Here is a 19,296-nt window from a genome sequence, read left to right as displayed (position 1 = left end):
GGGCGGGACGGCGGACGGGACGGCGGACGGGACGGCCGGGCGGGACGGCCGGTAAATGCCGCGCGGTAAAGTTGCTCGGGAAGATTCCTTCCCCCGCCCGCCCCACATTCTCTGAAAGGCTCCCGGCATGAGCATGCTCGGCACCAAATGGAAGCTCCACGGCAACGGCAAGTCCGTCCGTCCCGGTGAGGTCGTCAGGCCGGATGAGCGGCTCACCTGGCCCTTGACGGTTGGGATCGGGATGCAGCACGTTGTGGCCATGTTCGGTGCCACCTTCCTGGTCCCGATCATCACGGGCATGCCGCCAGCCACCACCCTGTTCTTCTCTGGCATCGGCACGCTCCTGTTCCTGGTCATCACGCAGGGACGGGTGCCCAGCTACCTCGGTTCCAGCTTCGCGTTCATCGCGCCGATCATGGCTTCCCAGCAGCAGTTCGGCGTCCCCGGGGCACTGGGCGGGGTGGTCCTGGCAGGCGCAACCCTCGCCGTCGTTGGCGCGGTGGTGCAGAAGTTCGGCGCCGGCTGGATCAACCGCGTCATGCCGCCGATCGTGACCGGCGCGATCGTGGCGCTGATCGGCCTGAACCTGGCGCCCGCGGCGAAGGCCAACTTCGACCAGGCCCCCGTCACGGCCTTCACCACCCTGGCCGTCATCATCGTGGTCAGCGTGCTGTTCCGCGGCATGCTGGGCCGGCTGAGCATCCTGGTGGGCGTCCTGGTGGGCTACCTTGTTGCGATGATCCGGGGCGAGGTGGACTTCTCCAAGGTGGACAGTGCCGCGTGGGTGGGCCTGCCGCACTTCCAGACGCCCGAATTCCACCTCGGTGTCGTGGGCCTCTTCGTGCCGGTCGTCCTGGTGCTGGTGGCAGAGAACATCGGCCACGTGAAGTCGGTGTCCGCCATGACGGGGCAGAACCTCGACGGCGTCTCCGGCCGCGCGCTGTTGGCCGACGGCGCTGCCACTGTGCTTGCCGGTCTTGGCGGCGGCTCCGGGACCACCACGTACGCCGAGAACATCGGCGTCATGGCTGCCACCAAGGTGTATTCGACGGCGGCCTACTGGGTGGCCGGCGTCTTCGCAGTGATCCTGAGCTTTTCGCCGAAGTTTGGCGAACTCATCGCCACGGTCCCCGCCGGTGTCCTGGGCGGCGCGGCCACGATGCTGTACGGCATGATCGGCGTGCTGGGCGTGAAAATCTGGGTCCAGAACAAGGTGAACTTCTCCAACTCGATCAACCTGACTACGGCCGCCGTCGCCCTGATCGTCGGGATTGCCGACTACACCTGGACTATCGGCGACCTCAAGTTCACCGGGATCGCGCTGGGCTCGGCCGCTGCCCTGGTGATCTACCATGGCATGAAGGCGATCGCGAAGGTGCGCGGCACGGTGGCCGAGCCGGAAACCGAAGATCCCGGGCCGGCCGCGGCTTCGACGGCCGCGGTCAAGGCAGCCGTCAAGCGCGCCCCCAAGAAGCGCCGCTAAAGAACGCCGCCCGGAAGCGCGCCGCGGGCGGACCCTCCCGCAGACGCAAGAGGCCGGACTCCGCCCACAGGCAGGAGTCCGGCCTTTCCGCTGTCACGACCCTCCCAGGGCCGGCAGCGCCCGCAACGGCGGGGCCCTACGGCGCGACGGACTAGCCGGCGTCGAAGGCGTCCTTGTCATCGTCGCGGTCCTTCGGCGACTTGCGCTCCGGCAGGTCCGTCCCGGAGCCGTCCGGCAGCCCCGCCGCGTCCTGTCCGGACTCGGAGGAGAAGGGCCGCCCGGCGTCGGGCTCTTCCGTGTTGGCCTCGTCCATCTCCGCTTCCGAGGACGGCACGGCTGCCTCGGAATTCTCCGCGGCGTCGGGGTCGAAGCCGGGGGTTGCGCTGGCGTTTTCTGAACTCATTTGTTCCTCCACTCCTCCGAAGCGTCCTGCCCCGGGTTCTCCTGCACTGTCTTGGTCTTCCGCACCGAACTGGCTTAGGTCCGGCGCGCCGGCCGGATACGTCTCACCGTCGGGGCTGTCCTGGTTCAGCCCGGCGGCGTCGAAGGCCTCCTCCTCGCGGGGCTGGGCAAAGTTCTTTTCATCGCCGCCCATCTCCTGCTCGGCGGTCGGCGTACCGTAGCCACCCGCTTCTTCGGTGACGGTCTTGGGATCCTGCTGGTTTTCAGTCATGTCATTCCTCCTCGTACTGGAAATGGGACTAACTGGCACTGGACGGGTCCGGAGCGGGCTCAGAGGCCCTTGCCTCCGGTGACCGGAAGCACGGCTCCGGAGATATAGGAACCGTGGTCGGAGGCGAGCAGGACATAAGCGGCCGCGAGCTCCGCCGGCTGCCCCGCCCGCTGCAGGGGCGTGTCCTGACCGAACGTCGGGAGCTTGTCAGGCCATTCGGTGGCCGGAATCAGCGGGGTCCAGATGGGACCCGGGGCCACGGCGTTGACCCTGATCCCCTTGGGTCCGAGCTCCTGGGCCAGGGCTTTGGTGAAGGCCACCTGGGCCGCCTTGGTCATGGCGTAGTCAATGAGTCCCGGCGAAGGGTTGAAGGCCTGGATCGACGCAGTGGTGATGATCGACGCACCCGCTTCCAGATGCGGGACCGCGGCACGGGCCGTCCAGAGCAGGGAGTACAGATTGGTTTTGAAAACGCGATCGAACTCTTCGGTGGGCAGTGATTCGAAGCTCTCGCGGTTCTTCTGGTAGGCCGCATTCAGCACCAGGACGTCGAGGCGCCCGAATTCGGCCAGCGTCGCCTTCACAATGTCCGCCGCGAAGTCCTCGCTGCGGCCGTCGCCGGGGAGCAGGAGGGCCTTGCGGCCGGCCCTTCGGATCCACTCGGCGGTGTCCTGCGCGTCTTCTTCTTCCTCCGGCAGGTAGGAGATGGCGACGTCGGCCCCCTCACGGGCGAAGGCGATCGCCACCGCCCTGCCGATTCCGGAGTCGCCGCCCGTGATGAGGGCGGCCTTGCCGCCCAGGGCACCGCTGCCGCGGTAGCTTTCCTCTCCGTGGTCCGGTTTGGGCTCCATCGGTGAGGTGAGGCCAGGCTGCTTCTGGACCTGCTCCGGGAACGGGCCGGAATGGTAGCCGGCGCGGGGATCGCGCGGCTGGTCGGGCTGCTTGGGCTGGTCCTGCCGTTCGCTTGAGTCGCTCATAGTCCGCCTAACAACGTGTCGGTTTCCAGGGATGTTCATCGGTCCCGTCTGGCCGGGCCCGCTGAATCCATCCCAGTGAAGTAATCCGTTTCTACCCTAACCGCAATATCGTCAGCAAGCTTAGTACCGACTTGTTTTTGGCAACTCTCAAGCCTAGGTTGAGGGTGGGGCCGCATGCTGCTGCGGGTTCCCTTGGTTTCAGGATTTTGCGGAGGAGTACCGATGACTGGCCCAGTAGCGCCGAAGAACGACGGCAGGGACGAGTCCCTTGCCGAGCGGATGGACCGCAACTGGGCGGAGCTGCTGCAGGAACTGCGGGTACTCCAGACCGGTGTCCAGATCCTCGCCGGCTTCCTCCTGACCTTGCCTTTCCAGTCCCGCTTCGAAACGTTGGATGACTACCAGACCCGGCTGTACCCTCGCCAACGTGGTGCTGGCCGCCCTGACCACGGCCACGATCCTGCTGCCCGTGAGCGTGCACCGCCGGCTATTCCAACAAGGGCTAAAGGAAACGCTCGTGAGCAGCGCGGACATCATCGCCAAGTTTTCGTTGGCCGGTGTAGGGCTGCTGAGCGCGGGCACCACCTCACTCATCTTCGATGTCACCGTCAGCCGGACGGCGGGCGTGATCGCGGGGGTCGGGCTGCTGGCCGTGCTGGTGCTGCTGCTGGTGCTTGTCCCTGCCTGGATCCGTCGACGGGCCCGTAAAGAGGAGTCGCTATGACGGACGTTTCGCATGAGCGCCACACCGCAGGCACGGGAACCGTGGGCAAGTGGGTCAAGGAGCATGGACTGCTTCTGGCCAATATCGGGCTGTTCGTCGTGTTTTTCGGCGGCATGGTCCTGAGCGGGGCAAGCACGTACAGCGACGAGCAGCTGGCCCACGGCGAACCTGCCGTGACCGTCCTGCAGTACCTTGGCACCGGGAACTTCCTGGAGGCGACTTTCGAGAACTGGGAGTCGGAATTCCTGCAGATGGGCATGTACGTCATCCTCACCGTCTTCCTGTTCCAGAAGGGGTCGTCCGAGTCCAAGCCGATGGGCCGGACCGCTCCGCAGGACGAGGACCCCAGGCAGGCAAAGCTCAAGGAGTCCACGCCGTGGCCCGTGCGGCGCGGCGGCTGGGTCCTCAAGCTCTACGAACACTCGCTTTCGATCATGTTCCTCCTGCTGTTCCTGGCGTCGATTGTCCTGCACGCGGTTGGCGGCGCGGACGACTACAACAGTGACCAGGAGGCGCACGGACAGCCCACCGTGACGGTGCTGGGCTATCTGGCGACGAGCCGGTTCTGGTTCGAGTCCTTCCAGAACTGGCAAAGCGAGTTCCTCGCCGTGGCGGTTCTGGTGGGCGCCTCGGTCTACCTGCGCGAGAAGGGTTCCCCCGAGTCCAAACCCGTGGCCGAGCCGCACTACGAGACCGGCGCCTAGACGGCAGGCTGGCCGGCAGGGCAGCCGGCCAGCAGGGCGTCAGGCGCCTTCGAGGACCTGGCTGGTGACCCAGGTAAGGTACTTTGCCGCGTTTGCTACTGCGTCCTGCGGGCTGCCGGCGACGTCCAGCAGCTGTGCCGCGGCCACCACGCCGTGACGGGCAAGGTCCTCCGGGGTGACGAGGATCCGGCCGGCGACCACGATCACCGGAATGCCAAGGGCCTGGGCGGCATCGGCGAGGGCGATCGGCGCCTTGCCTGTCAGCGATTGGCTGTCCATGGAGCCTTCCCCGGTGATGACCAAATCGGCCACAGCGAGTTTCGCGTCCAGCCCGGTGAGGCCGGCCACCAGCTCGAAGCCGCCTTCCAGGGCGGCCGTGCTGAAGGCCAGGAACGACGCCGGGAATCCGCCGGCCGCACCGGCGCCGGGCACGTTGACGTCCCGGCCGGTCGTCTCGCGCAGGACCGAGGCCCAGTTGCGCAGGCCGGCGTCGAGCAGCTCCACCGCATCGGCGTCGGCGCCTTTTTGCGGGCCGAACACGTGTGCCGCGCCGTCGCTGCCGAACAGCGGGTTTTGGACGTCGACGGCAATCCTGAACTTCACCCGGGCCAGCCGCGGGTCGAGGCCGCTGATGTCCACGGACGCGACGTCGGCAAGCGATCCGCCGCCGAGGGGCACCACGTTGCCGGCGGCGTCCAGCGGCTTGAGTCCGAGGGCGCGGAGGGCGCCGCTGCCGCCGTCGCTCATGGCCGAGCCGCCCACGCCCAGCACGATTTCCGTGGCACCGGCGTCCAGCGCGGCGGCGATCAGCTGGCCGCAGCCATAGCTGTGGGCGCGCAGCGCGTTGGCCGGCGTGGGCTCCATGTGCGCCAGCCCTGAGGCCTGCGCCGTTTCAATCACCGCCGTGGCCCCGCCGAAGGCGTCCGCCCGGATGGCCCACGCGGCACCGATCGGGGCCAGGATGGGGCCGACGACCGCGTTGAGCCGTTCCTCGTAGCCGGCTGCGACGGCCGCCTCGAGGGTCCCTTCGCCGCCGTCGGCCACCGGAAACTGGATGGCGTCGGCCTCGGGGTAGACACGGAGGGCGCCTTCGGCAATGGCCGCGGCGGCTTCAACGGCGGTGAGGGAGCCCTTGAACTTGTCCGGGGCGATGAGGATGCGCATGGCTCTATCCTGCCAGCCCGGCGGCCCCGGGTGGTGCTCGATCGCCGGTACAGGGACAAATCCCCGCCACCGGGAGTAACCTGTCTGCCACACATGTTCCAGCCCGGGCCCGCCCGGCAGAGGACGACGTTGGAAAGCAACGGATAGGGGGATCATCGGTGAGCCACTACGGACACGGCGTTCCGGGCGTGACCGAGTTACTGCTGGTGCGGCACGGTGAAAGCCAGGGCAACGTTGCCGCCACGCTGGCTCATCAGGCCGGCGCGCATGTCATCGACGTCCCGGCCCGGGATGCGGATGTCGGACTGTCGGACACGGGACGGGAGCAGGCGCTGGCCCTGGGCAGGCTCCTCGCGGGCTACCCGGACGGCCGGCGCACGTCAGTCTGGTCCTCGCCCTACCTGCGCGCACGGCAGACCGCGGAACTCGCCGTCCAGACCGGCGGCTGGCAAACATCTATCCTGATCGATGAGCGGCTGCGCGACCGTGAGCTCGGCATCCTGGACATGCTCACTTCGGCCGGGGTGGAAGCGCGCCTCCCGGAGGAGGCCGGCCGGCGGCGGTGGCTCGGCAAGTTCTACTACCGGCCCCCGGGCGGCGAGTCCTGGGCGGACGTCGTGCTGCGGCTCCGCTCGCTGCTCGCAGACCTCGACAACAGGCATCCGGGCGGGGGTGTCCTGCTGGTCTGCCACGACGCCGTGATCCTGCTCATCCGCTACATCCTGGAGGGCCTCACGGAGGAGCAGCTGCTGGACATCGCGGCCGCCTCCACCATCCTCAATGCCTCCGTCAGCCGCTTCGTCCGGCCCGACGGCCGGGGGGAATGGCAGCTGGAGGCCTTCAATATGGCCGACCACCTCGCGAGCGAAGGTGTCCCGGTAACCCAGCACTCGGGAGACGCCGATGTCCACCCCCGCTGACTCCCGGCAGGCGAAACGCCGCCCTCAGGCCGAGGCAGTCACCCCGGCTTTGCTGCGCGCCTGGCCGCTCCCTGACGGCGGCTCCGGAAAGGATGACCGGGGCTCCGTGCTGGTGATAGGCGGTGCGCGCAAGACGCCCGGAGCGGCGTTGCTCGCCGGCGTCGCCGCACTCCGCGCGGGTGCTGGCCGGCTGACCCTGGCCGTGGCTGAGTCCGTGGCGGTGCCGCTCGCCATCGCCCTGCCCGAAGCCGGCGTCCTTGGCCTGCTGGAAACGACTGCCGGGACCGTGGTCGGTTCCGCCGCCGGGTCCCTGGCCGCCGAGCTGGAAACCGCGGACGCCGTCCTGGTGGGGCCGGGCCTGGACGACAAGGATCAGGCCACGGCGCTGCTGCGCGAACTCCTCAAGGCCACCCCGGGCAGCCCGCCGTGCATTGTCCTGGATGCTTTTGCCCTGGCCAGCGTGCCGGAGCTCGAAGCCGAACTGGCGCCGTGGGCCGGCCGGCTGATCCTGACCCCGAACGTCACGGAGGCGGGCATCCTGCTCGGGCGGGAAGTCGAGGACCTGCACCGCCAGCTCCCTGAGGTGGCCGACAAATACCGGGCCGTGGTCACGTGCCAAGGGGCCATCGCGGAACCCCGCAGCAGCAGGGCTGCCGCGTCCGGGGCCGGCCTCTGGGAGATCACCACAGGGCACAGCGGTCTGGGCACCTCGGGCAGCGGGGATGTCCTCTCCGGCGCCATCACGGGCCTCCGCGCCAGGGGAACGGGCAACGCGCAGGCCGCCTGCTGGGGAACGCATCTTCATGCTGCGGCCGGAGACCGCCTTGCCAGCCGGCTGGGTGGGCTGGGCTATCTCGCCCGGGAACTCACCGACGAATTGCCGCCACTCATGATGGAACTTTCCGCCTGAGCGGAGCGGTCCTTCAGGACCAGGTCCCGCGCTCCTGGAGAACCGCCTTGAGCAGGTCCGCGCGGTCCGTGACAATCCCGTCCACGCCAAGGTCCAGGAGCCGGTGCATTTCCGCGGGCTCGTTGACTGTCCACACGTGGACTTGCAGCCCGTGCCGGTGTGCCCGCCGGATGAAGCCGGGCGTCACCACGGGCACGGCGCCGTAGCGGACGGGGACCTGCAGGGCGTGGACTCCGCGCAGTGCCCGGCGCACCACGGCGGACATCAGCGGCGTCGGCAGCACGGGGCCCAGCAGGACGAACACGGCGTTGGACACGATGCCGGCGGAGCTGGCGGCGGGACGGCTCAGCTGCTTCAGCACTGCCCGGCGGCGCCGGTCCGAGAAACTGGCCACCAGCACGCGGTCGTGCAGTCCGTGGCGTTCGATCGCCGACGCCAGGGTGCCCACGGAGTTCCAGTCCTTGACGTCGATATTGAGCCGGACGTCCGGGAAGGCAGCGATCAGCTCATCGAACCGCGGGATCGGTTCGGTCCCGCCGATCCTGGCCTGGGCAACGGTTGCGGCCGGAAGGTCCGCGATTTGGCCCCGGCCCTCCGTGATCCGGTCCAGGGTCTTGTCGTGGAAGAGCACCAACACGCCGTCGGCCGTGGTGTGCACATCCGTCTCCAGATGCCGGAACCCGAGGTCGACGGCGGCGCGGAACGCGGCCATCGAGTTCTCCAGCCCGTCCAGCGAGAAGCCCCGGTGGGCCAGCGCCAGCGGCGCCCGGGAGCCGCCCGGGGCCCGGGCAGCGGCGCCCTCCGGGGCACCGTCGCCATTGCCGCGAGGGGCGAAGTAGGGGTGCAGGTCAGTCACTCCTGAAGCGTACCGGAGCCTCGATCTGACGGCATGGGGTTGGACCGGGTGGGCCGGCCGGGCTCATCGGGTCCGGGGTAGCGGGCCTCAGCGGGACGGGGTGTCAGGAGTCTGCTGGCGGATTTCGACGCCGTCGCTGCAGTGCAGCAGCGTGCGTCCGCGGCCGCCGTCGAGGTCGACCCAGACCACGCTATGGTCCGCCGTCACGGCGTCCACAAGGCCGCCGGTCTCAAAGCCCGGGGCGAGCCGGACGCTGACGCGGTCGCCCTGGCGCAACTGCCTCCAGTGCCGGTCCGGTTCCGCCGGGTGCAGGGGCTGTTCGTCTGTGTTGTTGATGCGGTGCCTGGCCATGATGTCCCCACTATCGGTCAAACGTTTCGTCGCGAGCTTCCAGCCTAGGAGGCCAAGGTGAACACCAGTTGGCCGTTCGCTGGGAATCCGGTGACCGCGGGAACTGAGCCGGCGGGTGTGGGGACCTGACCGGGGACGAGGGCCGGGGAACTGAGCCGGGTTTTAGGGCAGCCGGACGCCGAGTTCGGCGAGCTTGGACTCGAGGATCTGGGCGACGCCGTCGTCGTCGAAGTGCGGGGCCTGCCTGCCGGCGGCCCGGATCGCTTCCGGGTGGCCGCTGGCCATCGCGTAGCCGTGCCCGGCCCAGCGAAGCATCTCGATGTCGTTGGGCATGTCCCCGAATGCCACCACGTCCGCGGCGCCGATGCCGAGGGACGCCGCATATTCAGCCAGGGCGACGGCCTTGTTCACGCCGGGCAGGGAGAGCTCCAGGAGGGCCATGTTCGGCGCCGAGTGCGTCGCGGCGGCCAGATGGGCGACCGCGGGCGTGACCTCGGCCAGGAACTCGTCGGCGGTCCCTTCGCGGACAATGGCCAGGAACTTCGCCACGGCGTCACCCTCGGTGAGGGTGGTGTGAAGCGGGGCCGGGGTGAATTCCGCGAGCAATTCGCTCGAGCCGTTTTCGATGAAGCCCGGTTCCAGGTGGAAGCCGGTCAGGGTTTCGGCGGCAAACAGCGCGGACGGACGCAGCCGCTTGATGATGCGGCGGACCTCGAACATGGCGTCGAGCTCCAGTGTCCGCGCCGAGAGCAGGCGGTCCGCCTCGAGGTCCCACACGACGGCGCCGTTGGAGCAGATGACCGTTCCGGTGTGCCCCAGCTGGTCCTGCAGGGGGTGGAGCCAGCGCGGCGGCCGTCCGGTGACGAACACCAGTTCCAGCCCGGCGTCGCGGCAGGCGTGGAACGCGCGGACGGTCCGGCCGCTGATTTTGCCGTCATGGCCGAGGATCGTTCCGTCAATGTCACTTGCTACCAGCCGCATAGTGCCAGTCTACGTGCGCCAAGACGGTCGGCCCTCGCGGCAGCATTCGCCGAGGTGTGCGCCGAGATCGCCGGACCGCGTCGGATTCGCCGGACAATCACGGCGAACTGGAGAGGTTCCGGCGAGCCCGACGACGGCGGCGGGTGGCGGCGGGTGGCGGCGGGCGGGGGCGGGCTCAGTGACGTTCGAAGATGCCGGTCAGCGTTCCCCGGCCCAGGGTGTGCCGCGACAGCTTCGCTTCCAGGCTGCCGGGAGCGGTGTGCTCGTTGAGTCCGGAGGGTGCGATGTCGAGCGCGTGGACGGTGATGACGTACCGGTGCGGTCCGTGTCCGGGAGGCGGCGCGGCGCCCAGGTAGCCGTGGAACCCGCCGTCGTTCTTCAACTGGATGGCACCCGGGGGAAGGAGCCTGCCGCCCTCGGCGCCCGCTCCTGCCGGCAGCGAGGTGACGTCGGCGGGGATGTCCAGCACGGCCCAGTGCCAGAAGCCGCCGCGGCCCGGGGCGTCGGGGTCGAACATGGTCACGGCGTAGCCCTTGGTGCCGGCCGGGACGCCGCTCCAGCTCAGCTGCGGGGATTCGTCCTGGCCGCCGGCGCGCATTTTGCCGCTGCGCTGGGCGGCCGGGAGCGTCTGGCCGTCCGCGAAAGATTCACTGCGGACGGGGAACATCGGAACCTCGTGGCGTGTCATGGCTGCCTTTCACTCACTGCAGGGGCTGGGCCCCCGTTTCCATCCGTGCCAGCTCCGCGCGCGTGGGCGGGTTGGCGCCGGCGCGGGACACGGTGACCGCCGCTGCCCGGGAGGCATGGGCGAGGAGATCGCGGAGGCTTTCGGCGGAGAGTTCGCGCAGGCCCTTGCGGTTTTGTGCCCCGTCCAGGCCCAGATCCACCACGCCGGACAGCAGCGCGGCCATGAAGGAATCCCCGGCCCCTACTGTGTCGGCGACGCTGATCTCGGGGGCGGGGAACTGCGCCTCACCTGCGGCGTTGATGCCCCATGGCCCCTTGCTGCCGCGGGTCACCACCACCATTGCCGGCCCTTCGGAGCCGCCCAGCGCCTGCCAGCGGCGGGCCGAGTCCAGTGGGTCAACCCCCGGGTAGAGCCATTCGAGGTCCTCGTCGGAGGCCTTCACAACGTCCGCGAGGCGCACGAACTTTTCGGCCTGCCCGCGGGCGTAGTCCACGTCCGGGATGATGCTGGGACGGCAATTGGGGTCGAAGCTGATGGTGGCGGACGGGTGGGCACGCTCGACGGCGGCAAACACCTCGGCGGCGCCGGGCGCCAGCATGGTGGCGATCGAACCGGTGTGCAGCAGCGTGGTTCCCTGGAGCAGGAACGGCAGGCGCGCCGCGACGCCGGGAAGCTCCCAGGCGAGGTCGAACGTGTAGGTGGCGGCGCCGGCGTCGTCGATCAGGGCGGCGGCCACACTGGTGGGCAGCTCGTCGGGTCCCACCGGGAGCAGCACGGAGCTCGACTTCAGGTGCGCGGCCAGGGCCTCACCATAAGCATCGCGCCCGTAGCGGCCGATGAACTGGACCGGATGGTCCAGCCGCGCCAGACCCACCGCCACGTTGAGGGGGCTGCCGCCGACATGGGCCTGGACGCCGGAGGACCGCTGGACTACATCAACCAGCCCCTCGCCAATAACTGTGAGCATGACCATACTCTGCCAGAGAATGCGCTCCGGTGCCGTGTGTTGCGCGCACCGCCCGCGTTCGGCGTGCTGGCGCCGCTACCGGCGATGCCGGGCCGCCGGCGCTCAGGCCGCGGTGGTGTCCAGCGCGATCCCGGCGGAGGCGGCGTGGGCAAACCTGGCGTCGATGTGGACCACGTCCCGGCCCGCCCGCTGCAGGAGGCTGGCGGCGATCCCGGCACGGTACCCGGAACTGCAGTGCACCCAGAGTTTCCCGGCGGGAATGTCCCCGAGGCGCAGCAACAGCTCGTGCAGTGGCAGGTTGACCGCGCCCACCACGCGGGCGGCGGCGAATTCGTCGGCCCGGCGCACGTCCAGCACGGTGTCCTCGGGCGCCCGGCCGGCGAGCACGCCGTCCCAGCCCACGCGCGGGTAGGAGGCGAGGCCGGCCTGCGGGGCGAGGGCGTGCGGCTCGGTTCCGACGGCGGCGTCGGGGGATTCGATGCCGATCCGGGAGAGGTCGCGGATGGCGCTCTCAATGTCTTCCCGCGAGCCCACCAGGGTCAGCGGTTCGGCCCACGGCAGCACCCAGCCGAGATAGGTGGTGAAACTGGAGCCGGAGCCATACTCAAAACTGACGCTGCCCTTCAGGTGGCTGTTGGCGAACGCCACGCGCCGGCGCAGGTCCACCACCCACTCGCCGGCGTCCAGGCGCCGGGTGAGTTCGGCGGCATCGAGCGATGCCGGAACGGCCAGCTCCGCAGCGCCCGGGCCCCGGAAATTGGCCGGACTCATGTGCGCGTAGTAGGAGGGGTGGTCCGTGAGGTTGGCGATGAGCTGGCGGACGAAGTGGCCCTCATCGGGGTCCGTCAGGGCGTGGTTTGCGGCGAGCTGCTCGCCGATGGTTGAGGACCGGGCGCCGCTGGCGGGTCCGGAGGAGCAGAACGAGCCGAATCCGTGGGTCGGGAACAGCGCGGCGTCAGGGCCGGCCTCGGCGGCGAGGCGCCGGACCGAGGCGTACTGGTCGTGGGTCAGGCCAACCGTGTCCGCCTCGGCAACAAGGTCCGTGCGGCCCACCGAGCCGTACAGCAGGCTGCCGCCCGAGAAGACGGCCTGCTTCGCGCCGTCGTCCACGATGAACGACAGGTGGGTATGCGTGTGGCCCGGCGTGGCGACCGCCCTGACCGTAAGCGAGCCCACGCGGACCGTTTGGCCGTCGGTGACGGGAGTTCGCTCGAACCCGACGGCGTCGGCGGCGTTGACGAGATAGCTTGCGCCGTGGGCGCGGGCCAGGATCAGCCCGCCGGTGATGTAGTCATTGTGCATGTGCGTTTCGGCCACGTGCGTGATGGCTACCCCGGCGTCACGGGCGGCCGCCTCGATGCGGTCCGTGTCGCGCTGCGGGTCGATCGCCAGCGCCACCGAGCCGTCGTGGACCAGGTAGCTGCGGTCCCCGAGCTGCGGGGTCTCGATGACGATGACTTCCATGGTCCCTCCGGTGAGGTCAGCCCGTTAAGGTCAGCCCCGGTTGACGGGGTGTCCCTCGTCCTGCCACTTCATGATCCCGCCGGTGACGTTGACGGCGTCGTATCCCTGGTCCTCCAGGTAGGTGGCGGCCTGGGCGCTGCGGCCCCCGGCGGCGCACATGACGTAGACCGTGCCGCTGGCCGGAACCTCGGCGAGGGACTGGACAAACCGTGAGAGCGGGATGCTCCGGGCGCCGGGAACGCGGACGGCGACGTATTCGTCCTCCTCGCGGACATCGATGATTTCGGTGGCGTCGCCCAGGGCGGCCAGGTCCTTGACGGAAATGCTCTTCATGCCTGTTCCTTTCGCGGGCGCCAGACGGCCCGGCGCGCGTATTCCAGCTCAATCATGATACCCCTTGGGGTATCATGACCCTCCGGACGGCCCCTCCCGCCACACCTCCAAATATAGCCCGTCGGCCTGGCCTGCCAATCTAGTCTGGGCGGCCCTGCTGGTAGACGTCCGGGATGCCGTCGTGGTCCGAGTCGACCTGTTCGGCCTCCTCCGCCCGCCGGTACTGCTGGTTGCGTGTCCGGAGCACCGTGGTGGCGAGGAGCGCGGCGAGCAGGGAGGCCGCGAGGATCCCTACCTTCGCGCGGTCTTCATGCGCAGTGCCCTGGCCGAAGCTCAACTCGGCCAGCAGCAGCGAGACCGTGAAACCGATGCCGGCCAGGATCGAGAGGCCGAAGACGTCGATCCACTTGAAGGACCCGTCCAGGCGCGCCCGCGTGACTTTGGTGATGAGCCAGGTGGTGCCGAGGATCCCGGCCGGCTTCCCGGCAACCAAGGCCACGATGATGCCCACGGCCACGGGGTCCGTCAGGGCGGCGCCGAGGCCCTGCAAGCCGCCTATGACCACCCCGGCGGAAAAGAACGCGAAGACCGGGACGGCGATCCCGGCCGAGATCGGGCGGAACCGGTGTTCGAAAATCTCCGCCAGGCCCGGGCCGGCTTCAGGCCCGCCGCTGGCCTCCGAACGTTTGACGGGAATGGCAAATCCGAGCAGGACCCCGGCTACGGTGGCGTGGATGCCTGATGCGTGCACGAGTGCCCACGTTGCGAAGCCCAGCGGCAGCAGGATCACCCAGGCTGCCGCTGCGTGCGTGCCGAAGAACCGCCGGTATTTGTGCGCCAGGAACGTGTAGAGGCCCAGCGGGAGCAGGGCCAGCAGGAACGGCTCGGGGTGGAGTTCGCTGGTGTAGAAGATCGCGATGATGGCGATGGCCAGGAGGTCGTCCACGACGGCGAGGGTCAGCAGGAAGATCCGCAGCGCACTGGGAAGGTGGGAACCGATCAGCGCCAGCACCGCGACGGCGAAGGCGATGTCAGTGGCGGTGGGAATGGCCCAGCCGTGCAGTGTCTCGGGACCGGAGAGGTTGACGGCCGCGTAGATGAGTGCCGGAACGGCCACACCGCCCACGGCGGCGGCCACCGGAACCACCGATTTGCTCGGCTGGCGCAAGTCGCCGGCGACAAACTCGCGCTTGAGTTCGAGCCCCACCAGGAAGAAGAAAATGGCCAGCAGGCCGTCGGCGGCCCAGGCGCCCAGGCTCAGGTCCAGATGCCAGGGCGCGTAGCCGACGGTGAAGTCGCGCAGTGCGAAGTAACTTTCCGAGGCCGGGGAGTTGGCCCAGATGAGGGCCGCCATCGCCGCGGCGACCAGCAGCGCGCCGCCCACGGTTTCCTTGCGGAGGATCTCGCCGATCCGCAGGGCCTCGGCGTAGCTGCCCCGGCCGAAGATGGTGAGGCGGGGCGGCGAAGGCGGATGCGGTGAAGGGGGTGTGGGCGAAGGGGGCAGGGCGCTCATGGGATCCTCAAAATGGGGTCGACGGAACTATGCCGACCAGACTTCCCGGCGCACCTGCGCTCCAGTCTATTCGCTTTCGCCGGCCAGCGGATGCCGTCAGGGACGCCGGCAGGCGGGGCGGGCGGGCGGGGCGGGCGGGCCGGCCTGGCGACGCCCGGATTTCAGACCAGCAGCTGCTGCACGAGTTCACGGCATTTCCGGTACGCGGGCGCCTTCGGATCGATGAGTGCAAAGTGGTCGCCCGGGACCTTGAGCAACTGGACGGGCGCACCGGCAGCCTTGGCTGCTCCGGCGTAGGTCTCGGACTGGCTCACGGGGACGGTATCGTCCTCCGTGCCGTGAACGGCATATACGGGCACGCCCAGCGGCACCGCGCTCATGGGGTCCGCAAATTTATGCCGTTTGGGATATTTCTCCGACGAGCCGCCCAGGAAGTTGCTGACGGCTCCGTTGCTGAGGTTGAGCCGCTCGGCGGCCGCGAGGTTGAGCACCCCCGACTGACTAACGACGCCGGTGAGCTGCACCGCGCCGTCGTCGTCGCCGCGCCGCATCAGCTGGCGGTCCGCGTCCGGGGCTCCGAGCCCGGCGAGCCGGCTGCGTCCCGCCGCCCAGACGGCGAGGTGGCCGCCGGCCGAGTGGCCAAGGGCCACCACGCGGTCCAGTCCCAGCCCGTGCTCGCCGGCGAGTTCACCGAGCTTGTCGATTCCGGCCAGGACGTCGGCGAACGTGTTGGGCCAGCCTCCGCCGTTGCCGGCCCGCCGGTACTCCAGGTTCCAGGCTGCCATGCCGTGCGCGGCGAGGTCCTTGGCGAGGGGCTCCCCCAGTTCTGCGCCGTACTGCGAACGCCAGTACCCGCCATGGATCACCACCACCACACCCTTGGGGGCGGCAACCTCCGGGAGGAAGAGCTCCCCCCACTGGCTGGGGTCCTCGCCATATTGGTACTTGTGCCTCTTCACAGCGTCCTCCTTGGGGCCCGGTGAACAGGCGGCGGAGACTGCCCCCAGAGTCACCGCCGCTGCGGCCGCGATCATAGTCCGCCGCCGCATTTCAGCCATGTGCTGAGCCTACCTTGGGCACCAAGCGGCCCCGCGCAGGCCCAGCATGTTGCACGCCGCCTCTGCAGCGCCCTTGCACACCGCCTCGTGGCGGCGCCCGGTGCCGGCTGCCTGCGGGCCGGTGCCGCTGGTGCGGAAATGCCGGCGGGCATGCCCGGCGGTGACCGCCTGCGGTCCGGTGTCGGTGGTGCGCCGTAAGCTGGAGCCATGGCGAGCAACTGGGACCGTTTGGACGTGAGCCTGCGCGATTCCGTGCAGGAGAACGTGGAGTTGTACGAGCGGGTCCGGCCTGCCCTGAAGCTGGTCACCCGGGAGGTGCTGCTCACGCTGCGGACCATGCTCAAGGACACCGAGGTCACGCCGTTGTTCGTCACCGGACGCACCAAGACCGTTGAATCGTTCCGCGAGAAGATTTCCCGCACGGAGAAACCGCTGGAGCCGGGCGGTCCACCTGTGCTGAAGTTCCCGGACCCGTTCCGGACCCTGAATGACATGGTGGGAATCCGTGTGATCACCAAGCTGCCGGCGGAAAACGCGGTGGTGGCCAATCTGATCAAGCGCCAGCGCCAGCTCTTTGACTGCCGGGGGGACCGCGAAAAGGACATCGGCTCGATCGAGTCCGGCACGTACGGCTACTCCAGCCGGCACCTGATCCTGCGGACCATCCAGAACGAGGCCGTCAAGGACTACCAGCTGGCCTTCAACCCGGACGTCGCGCCGAATGGCAGCTACTTCTTCGAGTGCCAGATCCGGACGGTCTTCGCCCACGCCTGGAGCGAGATCGAGCACGACATCCGCTTCAAGGCCGAAGACCCGCGGGCCTGGACCCCGCACTTCGACCGCCAGTTCACCGCCACGGCCGCCATGCTGGAGACCGTGGAGAGCGCGTTCTCGGACCTGCACGAACGCTATGAGGAGGTCCGCGGCTACTGGGATATGGACGGCGAGGGTGCCGCGCCGCTGACCCCCAACCGGATCCGCGACGTCTGGCGGACCCTGCTGCCGCACGTGGACCGGAAGGTCGACGACGACTGGGGCTGGGCCGCGGAGCTCATGGCCGCACACGGCCTCAACCAGACCATGCAGCTCGCCGGGCTGCTTAGCGCCAACAGGATCACCGAGGTCCGCAAGGCCCTGGACCACCGCTACTCACCGGGCCCGGACCGGCTGCTCGATGACCTGCTGCTGTGGCAGTACGGCACCGAACACATCGAGCTCACCGCCGAGCCGGCCGACGCCGTCCCGCACCCCCGGCGCGACAGCCTCCAGCGGCGGCTCAAGCAGATCGAACGGTACCGGCTCACCCAGGGCTAGCGCGCCGGCCTGCAACTGCCTCTGCCCCCGGCCTCCACCGATTCTCCCCGCCTTTGGACCAGCGACGCCGGGACTCACCGGCGGTTCGGCCCGACACGCCGGGCGCCGGACCCCAGAGTGGTGGATTTCAGCGCCAGCGGGGCGGATCTTCGATGGGCGCGGACGGCGGGTGCGGCCTACGCGTGGGCGTAGGTGAGGCAATCGGCGTTGTCGACCCCCGGGCCCACGTGAACTTCGGACGCCTTGCACATCAGATGGTCGTTGTGGGTGCACTCGGTACGCTGGCAGGCGCCGACGTCGGCCAGCACCTTGGGGAGCCCGCCGTGCACCCCGATGTCGATGAAGGTCGCGCATGAGGCGTGATCTGCGGCGCCGCCGACGGTAATGGCGGCCGCGTTGCAGTGCGAGTGGTCATTGAAGGAGCAATTGCTCACGCTGCAGTCGGCTACGTGCGTCGTCATTGGATTTCCTCCAAGCTCCGGCCACCCCGGACGGGCGGCGCCGTAAATCCACCGTAGGCCGCACCCAGGCAAACAAAAAGACCCAAACGCATGACCTAATACCGGCCCGGACGGGTGCCTGCCAGTTGTCCGTGGGAGTTACAGCTAGTGCCCGGCGCCGAGCCTGCCGGCCAGGCGTTCGCGCATCAGGGCGCTGGCCTGGTTCAGGCCCACGACGTCGACGCTCTTGCCGTGCTGCCGGTACTTCTCCGTGATGGCATCCAAAGCGGCGATCGTGGAGGCGTCCCACAGGTGGGAATCGCGCATGTCGATGACGACGCGTTCCGGGTCCAGTGCGTACTCGAACTGGGTATAGAGGTCATTCGAGGAGGCGAAGAACAGCTCGCCGTCCACGCGATACGTGGCCCGGCCGCCGTCGTCCTCCGTCACGGAGCGCTCGACCGTGACGAAATGGGCCACCCGCCTGGCGAACAGGACCATCGCGACAAGTACGCCGACGCCGACGCCGACTGCCAGGTTGTGCGTGGCAACGGTGACCACCACCGTCGCCGCCATGACCGCGGTTTCGCTCTTGGGCAGGGCCTTGAGGGTGGCCGGGCGGATGCTGTGCCAGTCAAAGGTGGCGACCGAGACGAAAATCATGACGGCCACCAGCGCGGCCATCGGAATGAGGGACACAACGTCTCCGAGGGCCACCACGAGGATGAGCAGGAAAACGCCGGCCAGGAACGTGGAGATCCGGGTGCGGGCGCCGGAAGCCTTGACGTTGATCATGGTCTGGCCGATCATGGCGCAGCCGCCCATGCCGCCGAAGCATCCGGTGACGATGTTTGCCACACCCTGCCCCCAGGCCTCGCGGGTCTTGGCTGAACGCGTGTCCGTGATGTCATCCACGAGCTTCGCGGTCATGAGGGATTCGAGCAGACCCACGAAGGCCATGGCCAGTGCGAACGGGAAGATGACCTGCAGCGTTTCGAACGTGTTCGGCACGTTGGGAAGGGAGAGTGAGGGCAGCGAGTCCGGCAGTGCACCCTTGTCCCCCACTGTGGGAACGACGACGGCGGCCGTCACCGTGATGAGCGTCAGGGCCACAATGGCCACGAGGGGTGCGGGGACGGCTTTGGTGAGCCTGGGCAGGCCGAAGACGATCAGCAGGCCCAGCGCGGTGAGCGGGTAGACCAGCCAGGGAACGCCCATCAGCTCGGGCACCTGCGACATGAAGATCAGGATGGCCAGGGCGTTGACGAAGCCCACCATCACCGAGCGCGGGATAAAGCGCATCAGTTTGGCCACGCCGGAGAGGCCCAGGACGATCTGGAAAATACCGGCCAGAATCACCGCCGCCACAAGGTAATCCAGGCCGTGGGACTTCACCAGCGGCGCGGTCACCAGGGCGACGGCGCCGGTGGCCGCCGAGATCATCGCCGGGCGCCCGCCGACGAAGGCGATGGTCACCGCCATCGTGAAGGACGCGAAGAGCCCGATCCGCGGATCGACTCCGGCGATGATCGAGAAGGCGATCGCCTCGGGAATCAGGGCCAGGGCCACGACCAGTCCGCCCAGGACCTCGGTCTTGAGCCGGCGCGGGGACATCAAGGCGCCCCGGACCGATTGCAGCTGCTCGGGCGTGAAGGCGGGAGCGTCCCCGGCGGTTTTGACGGCCATTGCTGGCTCCGTTCGTGGTCAAGAAGGCACAACGACGCCTTCAGAGTTCAAAGAATGTGGGGGCGCTGCGTCGCACCGGGCAGGGCAGGG

At 68.9% G+C, this 19,296-nt stretch carries 19 protein-coding genes and 1 pseudogene; 6 read left to right on the top strand and 14 right to left on the bottom strand.

From position 1 onward, the window contains the following. The first annotated feature begins 127 nt into the window (after nucleotides 1-127). Nucleotides 128-1,483, top strand: a complete 1,356-nt coding sequence (locus tag ABH915_RS01835; protein ID WP_370117170.1) for a uracil-xanthine permease family protein — start codon at nucleotides 128-130, stop codon at nucleotides 1,481-1,483. A gap of 151 nt (nucleotides 1,484-1,634) precedes the next feature. On the opposite strand, the gene ABH915_RS01830 is transcribed toward ABH915_RS01835, so the two are convergent. Both ABH915_RS01830 and ABH915_RS01825 read right to left on the bottom strand, forming a co-directional pair. Next, nucleotides 1,635-2,156 (bottom strand): hypothetical protein, encoded by a 522-nt coding sequence (locus ABH915_RS01830; RefSeq protein WP_370117167.1) that lies wholly within the window; start codon nucleotides 2,154-2,156, stop codon nucleotides 1,635-1,637. A gap of 59 nt (nucleotides 2,157-2,215) precedes the next feature. Then, nucleotides 2,216-3,133, bottom strand: a complete 918-nt coding sequence (locus ABH915_RS01825; RefSeq protein ID WP_370117164.1) for an SDR family oxidoreductase — start codon at nucleotides 3,131-3,133, stop codon at nucleotides 2,216-2,218. Between the two features lie 222 nt (nucleotides 3,134-3,355). Here ABH915_RS01825 and ABH915_RS01820 point away from each other — a divergent pair. Both ABH915_RS01820 and ABH915_RS01815 read left to right on the top strand, forming a co-directional pair. Further along, nucleotides 3,356-3,857: pseudogene (locus ABH915_RS01820) on the top strand (DUF6328 family protein). Beyond that, nucleotides 3,854-4,561 carry a DUF6766 family protein gene (locus ABH915_RS01815; protein ID WP_370117161.1) on the top strand — a complete coding sequence of 236 codons (708 nt, stop codon included), beginning with the start codon at nucleotides 3,854-3,856 and terminating at the stop codon, nucleotides 4,559-4,561. The pseudogene ABH915_RS01820 and the gene ABH915_RS01815 overlap by 4 nt, the downstream one beginning before the upstream one ends. Before the next feature lie 39 nt (nucleotides 4,562-4,600). Here ABH915_RS01815 and ABH915_RS01810 read toward each other — a convergent pair whose 3' ends face one another. Then, complete coding sequence (locus ABH915_RS01810; RefSeq protein ID WP_370117158.1) at nucleotides 4,601-5,725, bottom strand: glycerate kinase; 1,125 nt, start codon at nucleotides 5,723-5,725, stop codon at nucleotides 4,601-4,603. A 158-nt stretch (nucleotides 5,726-5,883) separates the two neighbouring features. Between ABH915_RS01810 and ABH915_RS01805 the strand changes: the two genes are divergently transcribed. Then, the gene (locus tag ABH915_RS01805; RefSeq protein WP_370117155.1) at nucleotides 5,884-6,645 is read left to right on the top strand and encodes a histidine phosphatase family protein; all 762 of its coding nucleotides are present in this window, start codon (nucleotides 5,884-5,886) and stop codon (nucleotides 6,643-6,645) included. Then, entirely contained in the window at nucleotides 6,629-7,555 is a 927-nt protein-coding gene (locus tag ABH915_RS01800; protein WP_370117152.1) for an NAD(P)H-hydrate dehydratase, read from the top strand. Before ABH915_RS01805 ends, ABH915_RS01800 begins: the two co-directional genes overlap by 17 nt. A 13-nt stretch (nucleotides 7,556-7,568) precedes the next feature. On the opposite strand, the gene ABH915_RS01795 is transcribed toward ABH915_RS01800, so the two are convergent. From ABH915_RS01795 to ABH915_RS01755, 9 genes are all read right to left on the bottom strand, one after another. Beyond that, entirely contained in the window at nucleotides 7,569-8,411 is an 843-nt protein-coding gene (locus ABH915_RS01795) for a glycerophosphodiester phosphodiesterase (RefSeq protein ID WP_370117149.1), read from the bottom strand. Nucleotides 8,412-8,498: 87 nt separating this feature from the next. Beyond that, nucleotides 8,499-8,762, bottom strand: a complete 264-nt coding sequence (locus ABH915_RS01790) for a hypothetical protein (RefSeq protein WP_018774969.1) — start codon at nucleotides 8,760-8,762, stop codon at nucleotides 8,499-8,501. Between the two features lie 162 nt (nucleotides 8,763-8,924). Further along, entirely contained in the window at nucleotides 8,925-9,743 is an 819-nt protein-coding gene (locus ABH915_RS01785) for a Cof-type HAD-IIB family hydrolase (RefSeq protein ID WP_026539538.1), read from the bottom strand. A 175-nt stretch (nucleotides 9,744-9,918) separates the two neighbouring features. After that, on the bottom strand, nucleotides 9,919-10,431 hold the full coding sequence (locus tag ABH915_RS01780; protein WP_370117144.1) for a YbhB/YbcL family Raf kinase inhibitor-like protein: 513 nt from the start codon (nucleotides 10,429-10,431) through the stop codon (nucleotides 9,919-9,921). A gap of 13 nt (nucleotides 10,432-10,444) precedes the next feature. Beyond that, nucleotides 10,445-11,398, bottom strand: a complete 954-nt coding sequence (locus ABH915_RS01775; RefSeq protein ID WP_370117141.1) for a carbohydrate kinase — start codon at nucleotides 11,396-11,398, stop codon at nucleotides 10,445-10,447. Between the two features lie 102 nt (nucleotides 11,399-11,500). Continuing rightward, nucleotides 11,501-12,862: a rhodanese-like domain-containing protein gene (locus tag ABH915_RS01770; protein WP_370117138.1), complete on the bottom strand. Its 1,362-nt coding sequence runs from the start codon at nucleotides 12,860-12,862 to the stop codon at nucleotides 11,501-11,503. Nucleotides 12,863-12,892: 30 nt separating this feature from the next. Further along, nucleotides 12,893-13,195, bottom strand: a complete 303-nt coding sequence (locus ABH915_RS01765) for a rhodanese-like domain-containing protein (protein ID WP_018774974.1) — start codon at nucleotides 13,193-13,195, stop codon at nucleotides 12,893-12,895. A gap of 139 nt (nucleotides 13,196-13,334) precedes the next feature. After that, nucleotides 13,335-14,708: a Na+/H+ antiporter NhaA gene (gene nhaA / locus ABH915_RS01760; protein ID WP_370117135.1), complete on the bottom strand. Its 1,374-nt coding sequence runs from the start codon at nucleotides 14,706-14,708 to the stop codon at nucleotides 13,335-13,337. A gap of 161 nt (nucleotides 14,709-14,869) precedes the next feature. Beyond that, entirely contained in the window at nucleotides 14,870-15,667 is a 798-nt protein-coding gene (locus tag ABH915_RS01755) for an alpha/beta hydrolase (RefSeq protein WP_370117132.1), read from the bottom strand. A gap of 306 nt (nucleotides 15,668-15,973) precedes the next feature. On the opposite strand from ABH915_RS01755, the gene ABH915_RS01750 reads away from it, so the two are divergent. Further along, nucleotides 15,974-17,080 carry a GTP pyrophosphokinase family protein gene (locus ABH915_RS01750; RefSeq protein WP_370117129.1) on the top strand — a complete coding sequence of 369 codons (1,107 nt, stop codon included), beginning with the start codon at nucleotides 15,974-15,976 and terminating at the stop codon, nucleotides 17,078-17,080. 176 nt (nucleotides 17,081-17,256) lie between these two features. Here the strand turns inward: ABH915_RS01750 and ABH915_RS01745 are convergent, their stop codons facing one another. Both ABH915_RS01745 and ABH915_RS01740 read right to left on the bottom strand, forming a co-directional pair. Continuing rightward, nucleotides 17,257-17,541, bottom strand: a complete 285-nt coding sequence (locus ABH915_RS01745; protein WP_018774978.1) for a DUF1540 domain-containing protein — start codon at nucleotides 17,539-17,541, stop codon at nucleotides 17,257-17,259. Nucleotides 17,542-17,685: 144 nt separating this feature from the next. After that, nucleotides 17,686-19,206, bottom strand: a complete 1,521-nt coding sequence (locus tag ABH915_RS01740; protein ID WP_370117125.1) for a SulP family inorganic anion transporter — start codon at nucleotides 19,204-19,206, stop codon at nucleotides 17,686-17,688. Nucleotides 19,207-19,296: the final 90 nt, after the last annotated feature.

Source organism: Arthrobacter sp. MW3 TE3886, from assembly GCF_041262145.1.
GTDB lineage: Bacteria > Actinomycetota > Actinomycetes > Actinomycetales > Micrococcaceae > Arthrobacter.
This window is presented reverse-complemented; position numbering and strand designations above follow the sequence as displayed.

Bases quoted from the DNA above. Each gene is read 5' to 3' on its own strand.
- ABH915_RS01835 (WP_370117170.1), top strand. From the start codon at position 128: ATGAGCATGCTCGGCACCAAATGGAAGCTCCACGGCAACGGCAAGTCC.
- ABH915_RS01830 (WP_370117167.1), bottom strand. From the start codon at position 2,156: ATGACTGAAAACCAGCAGGATCCCAAGACCGTCACCGAAGAAGCGGGT.
- ABH915_RS01825 (WP_370117164.1), bottom strand. From the start codon at position 3,133: ATGAGCGACTCAAGCGAACGGCAGGACCAGCCCAAGCAGCCCGACCAG.
- ABH915_RS01815 (WP_370117161.1), top strand. From the start codon at position 3,854: ATGACGGACGTTTCGCATGAGCGCCACACCGCAGGCACGGGAACCGTG.
- ABH915_RS01810 (WP_370117158.1), bottom strand. From the start codon at position 5,725: ATGCGCATCCTCATCGCCCCGGACAAGTTCAAGGGCTCCCTCACCGCC.
- ABH915_RS01800 (WP_370117152.1), top strand. From the start codon at position 6,629: ATGTCCACCCCCGCTGACTCCCGGCAGGCGAAACGCCGCCCTCAGGCC.
- ABH915_RS01790 (WP_018774969.1), bottom strand. From the start codon at position 8,762: ATGGCCAGGCACCGCATCAACAACACAGACGAACAGCCCCTGCACCCG.
- ABH915_RS01785 (WP_026539538.1), bottom strand. From the start codon at position 9,743: ATGCGGCTGGTAGCAAGTGACATTGACGGAACGATCCTCGGCCATGAC.
- ABH915_RS01780 (WP_370117144.1), bottom strand. From the start codon at position 10,431: ATGACACGCCACGAGGTTCCGATGTTCCCCGTCCGCAGTGAATCTTTC.
- ABH915_RS01775 (WP_370117141.1), bottom strand. From the start codon at position 11,398: ATGCTCACAGTTATTGGCGAGGGGCTGGTTGATGTAGTCCAGCGGTCC.
- ABH915_RS01770 (WP_370117138.1), bottom strand. From the start codon at position 12,862: ATGGAAGTCATCGTCATCGAGACCCCGCAGCTCGGGGACCGCAGCTAC.
- ABH915_RS01765 (WP_018774974.1), bottom strand. From the start codon at position 13,195: ATGAAGAGCATTTCCGTCAAGGACCTGGCCGCCCTGGGCGACGCCACC.
- nhaA (WP_370117135.1), bottom strand. From the start codon at position 14,708: ATGAGCGCCCTGCCCCCTTCGCCCACACCCCCTTCACCGCATCCGCCT.
- ABH915_RS01750 (WP_370117129.1), top strand. From the start codon at position 15,974: ATGGCGAGCAACTGGGACCGTTTGGACGTGAGCCTGCGCGATTCCGTG.
- ABH915_RS01745 (WP_018774978.1), bottom strand. From the start codon at position 17,541: ATGACGACGCACGTAGCCGACTGCAGCGTGAGCAATTGCTCCTTCAAT.
- ABH915_RS01740 (WP_370117125.1), bottom strand. From the start codon at position 19,206: ATGGCCGTCAAAACCGCCGGGGACGCTCCCGCCTTCACGCCCGAGCAG.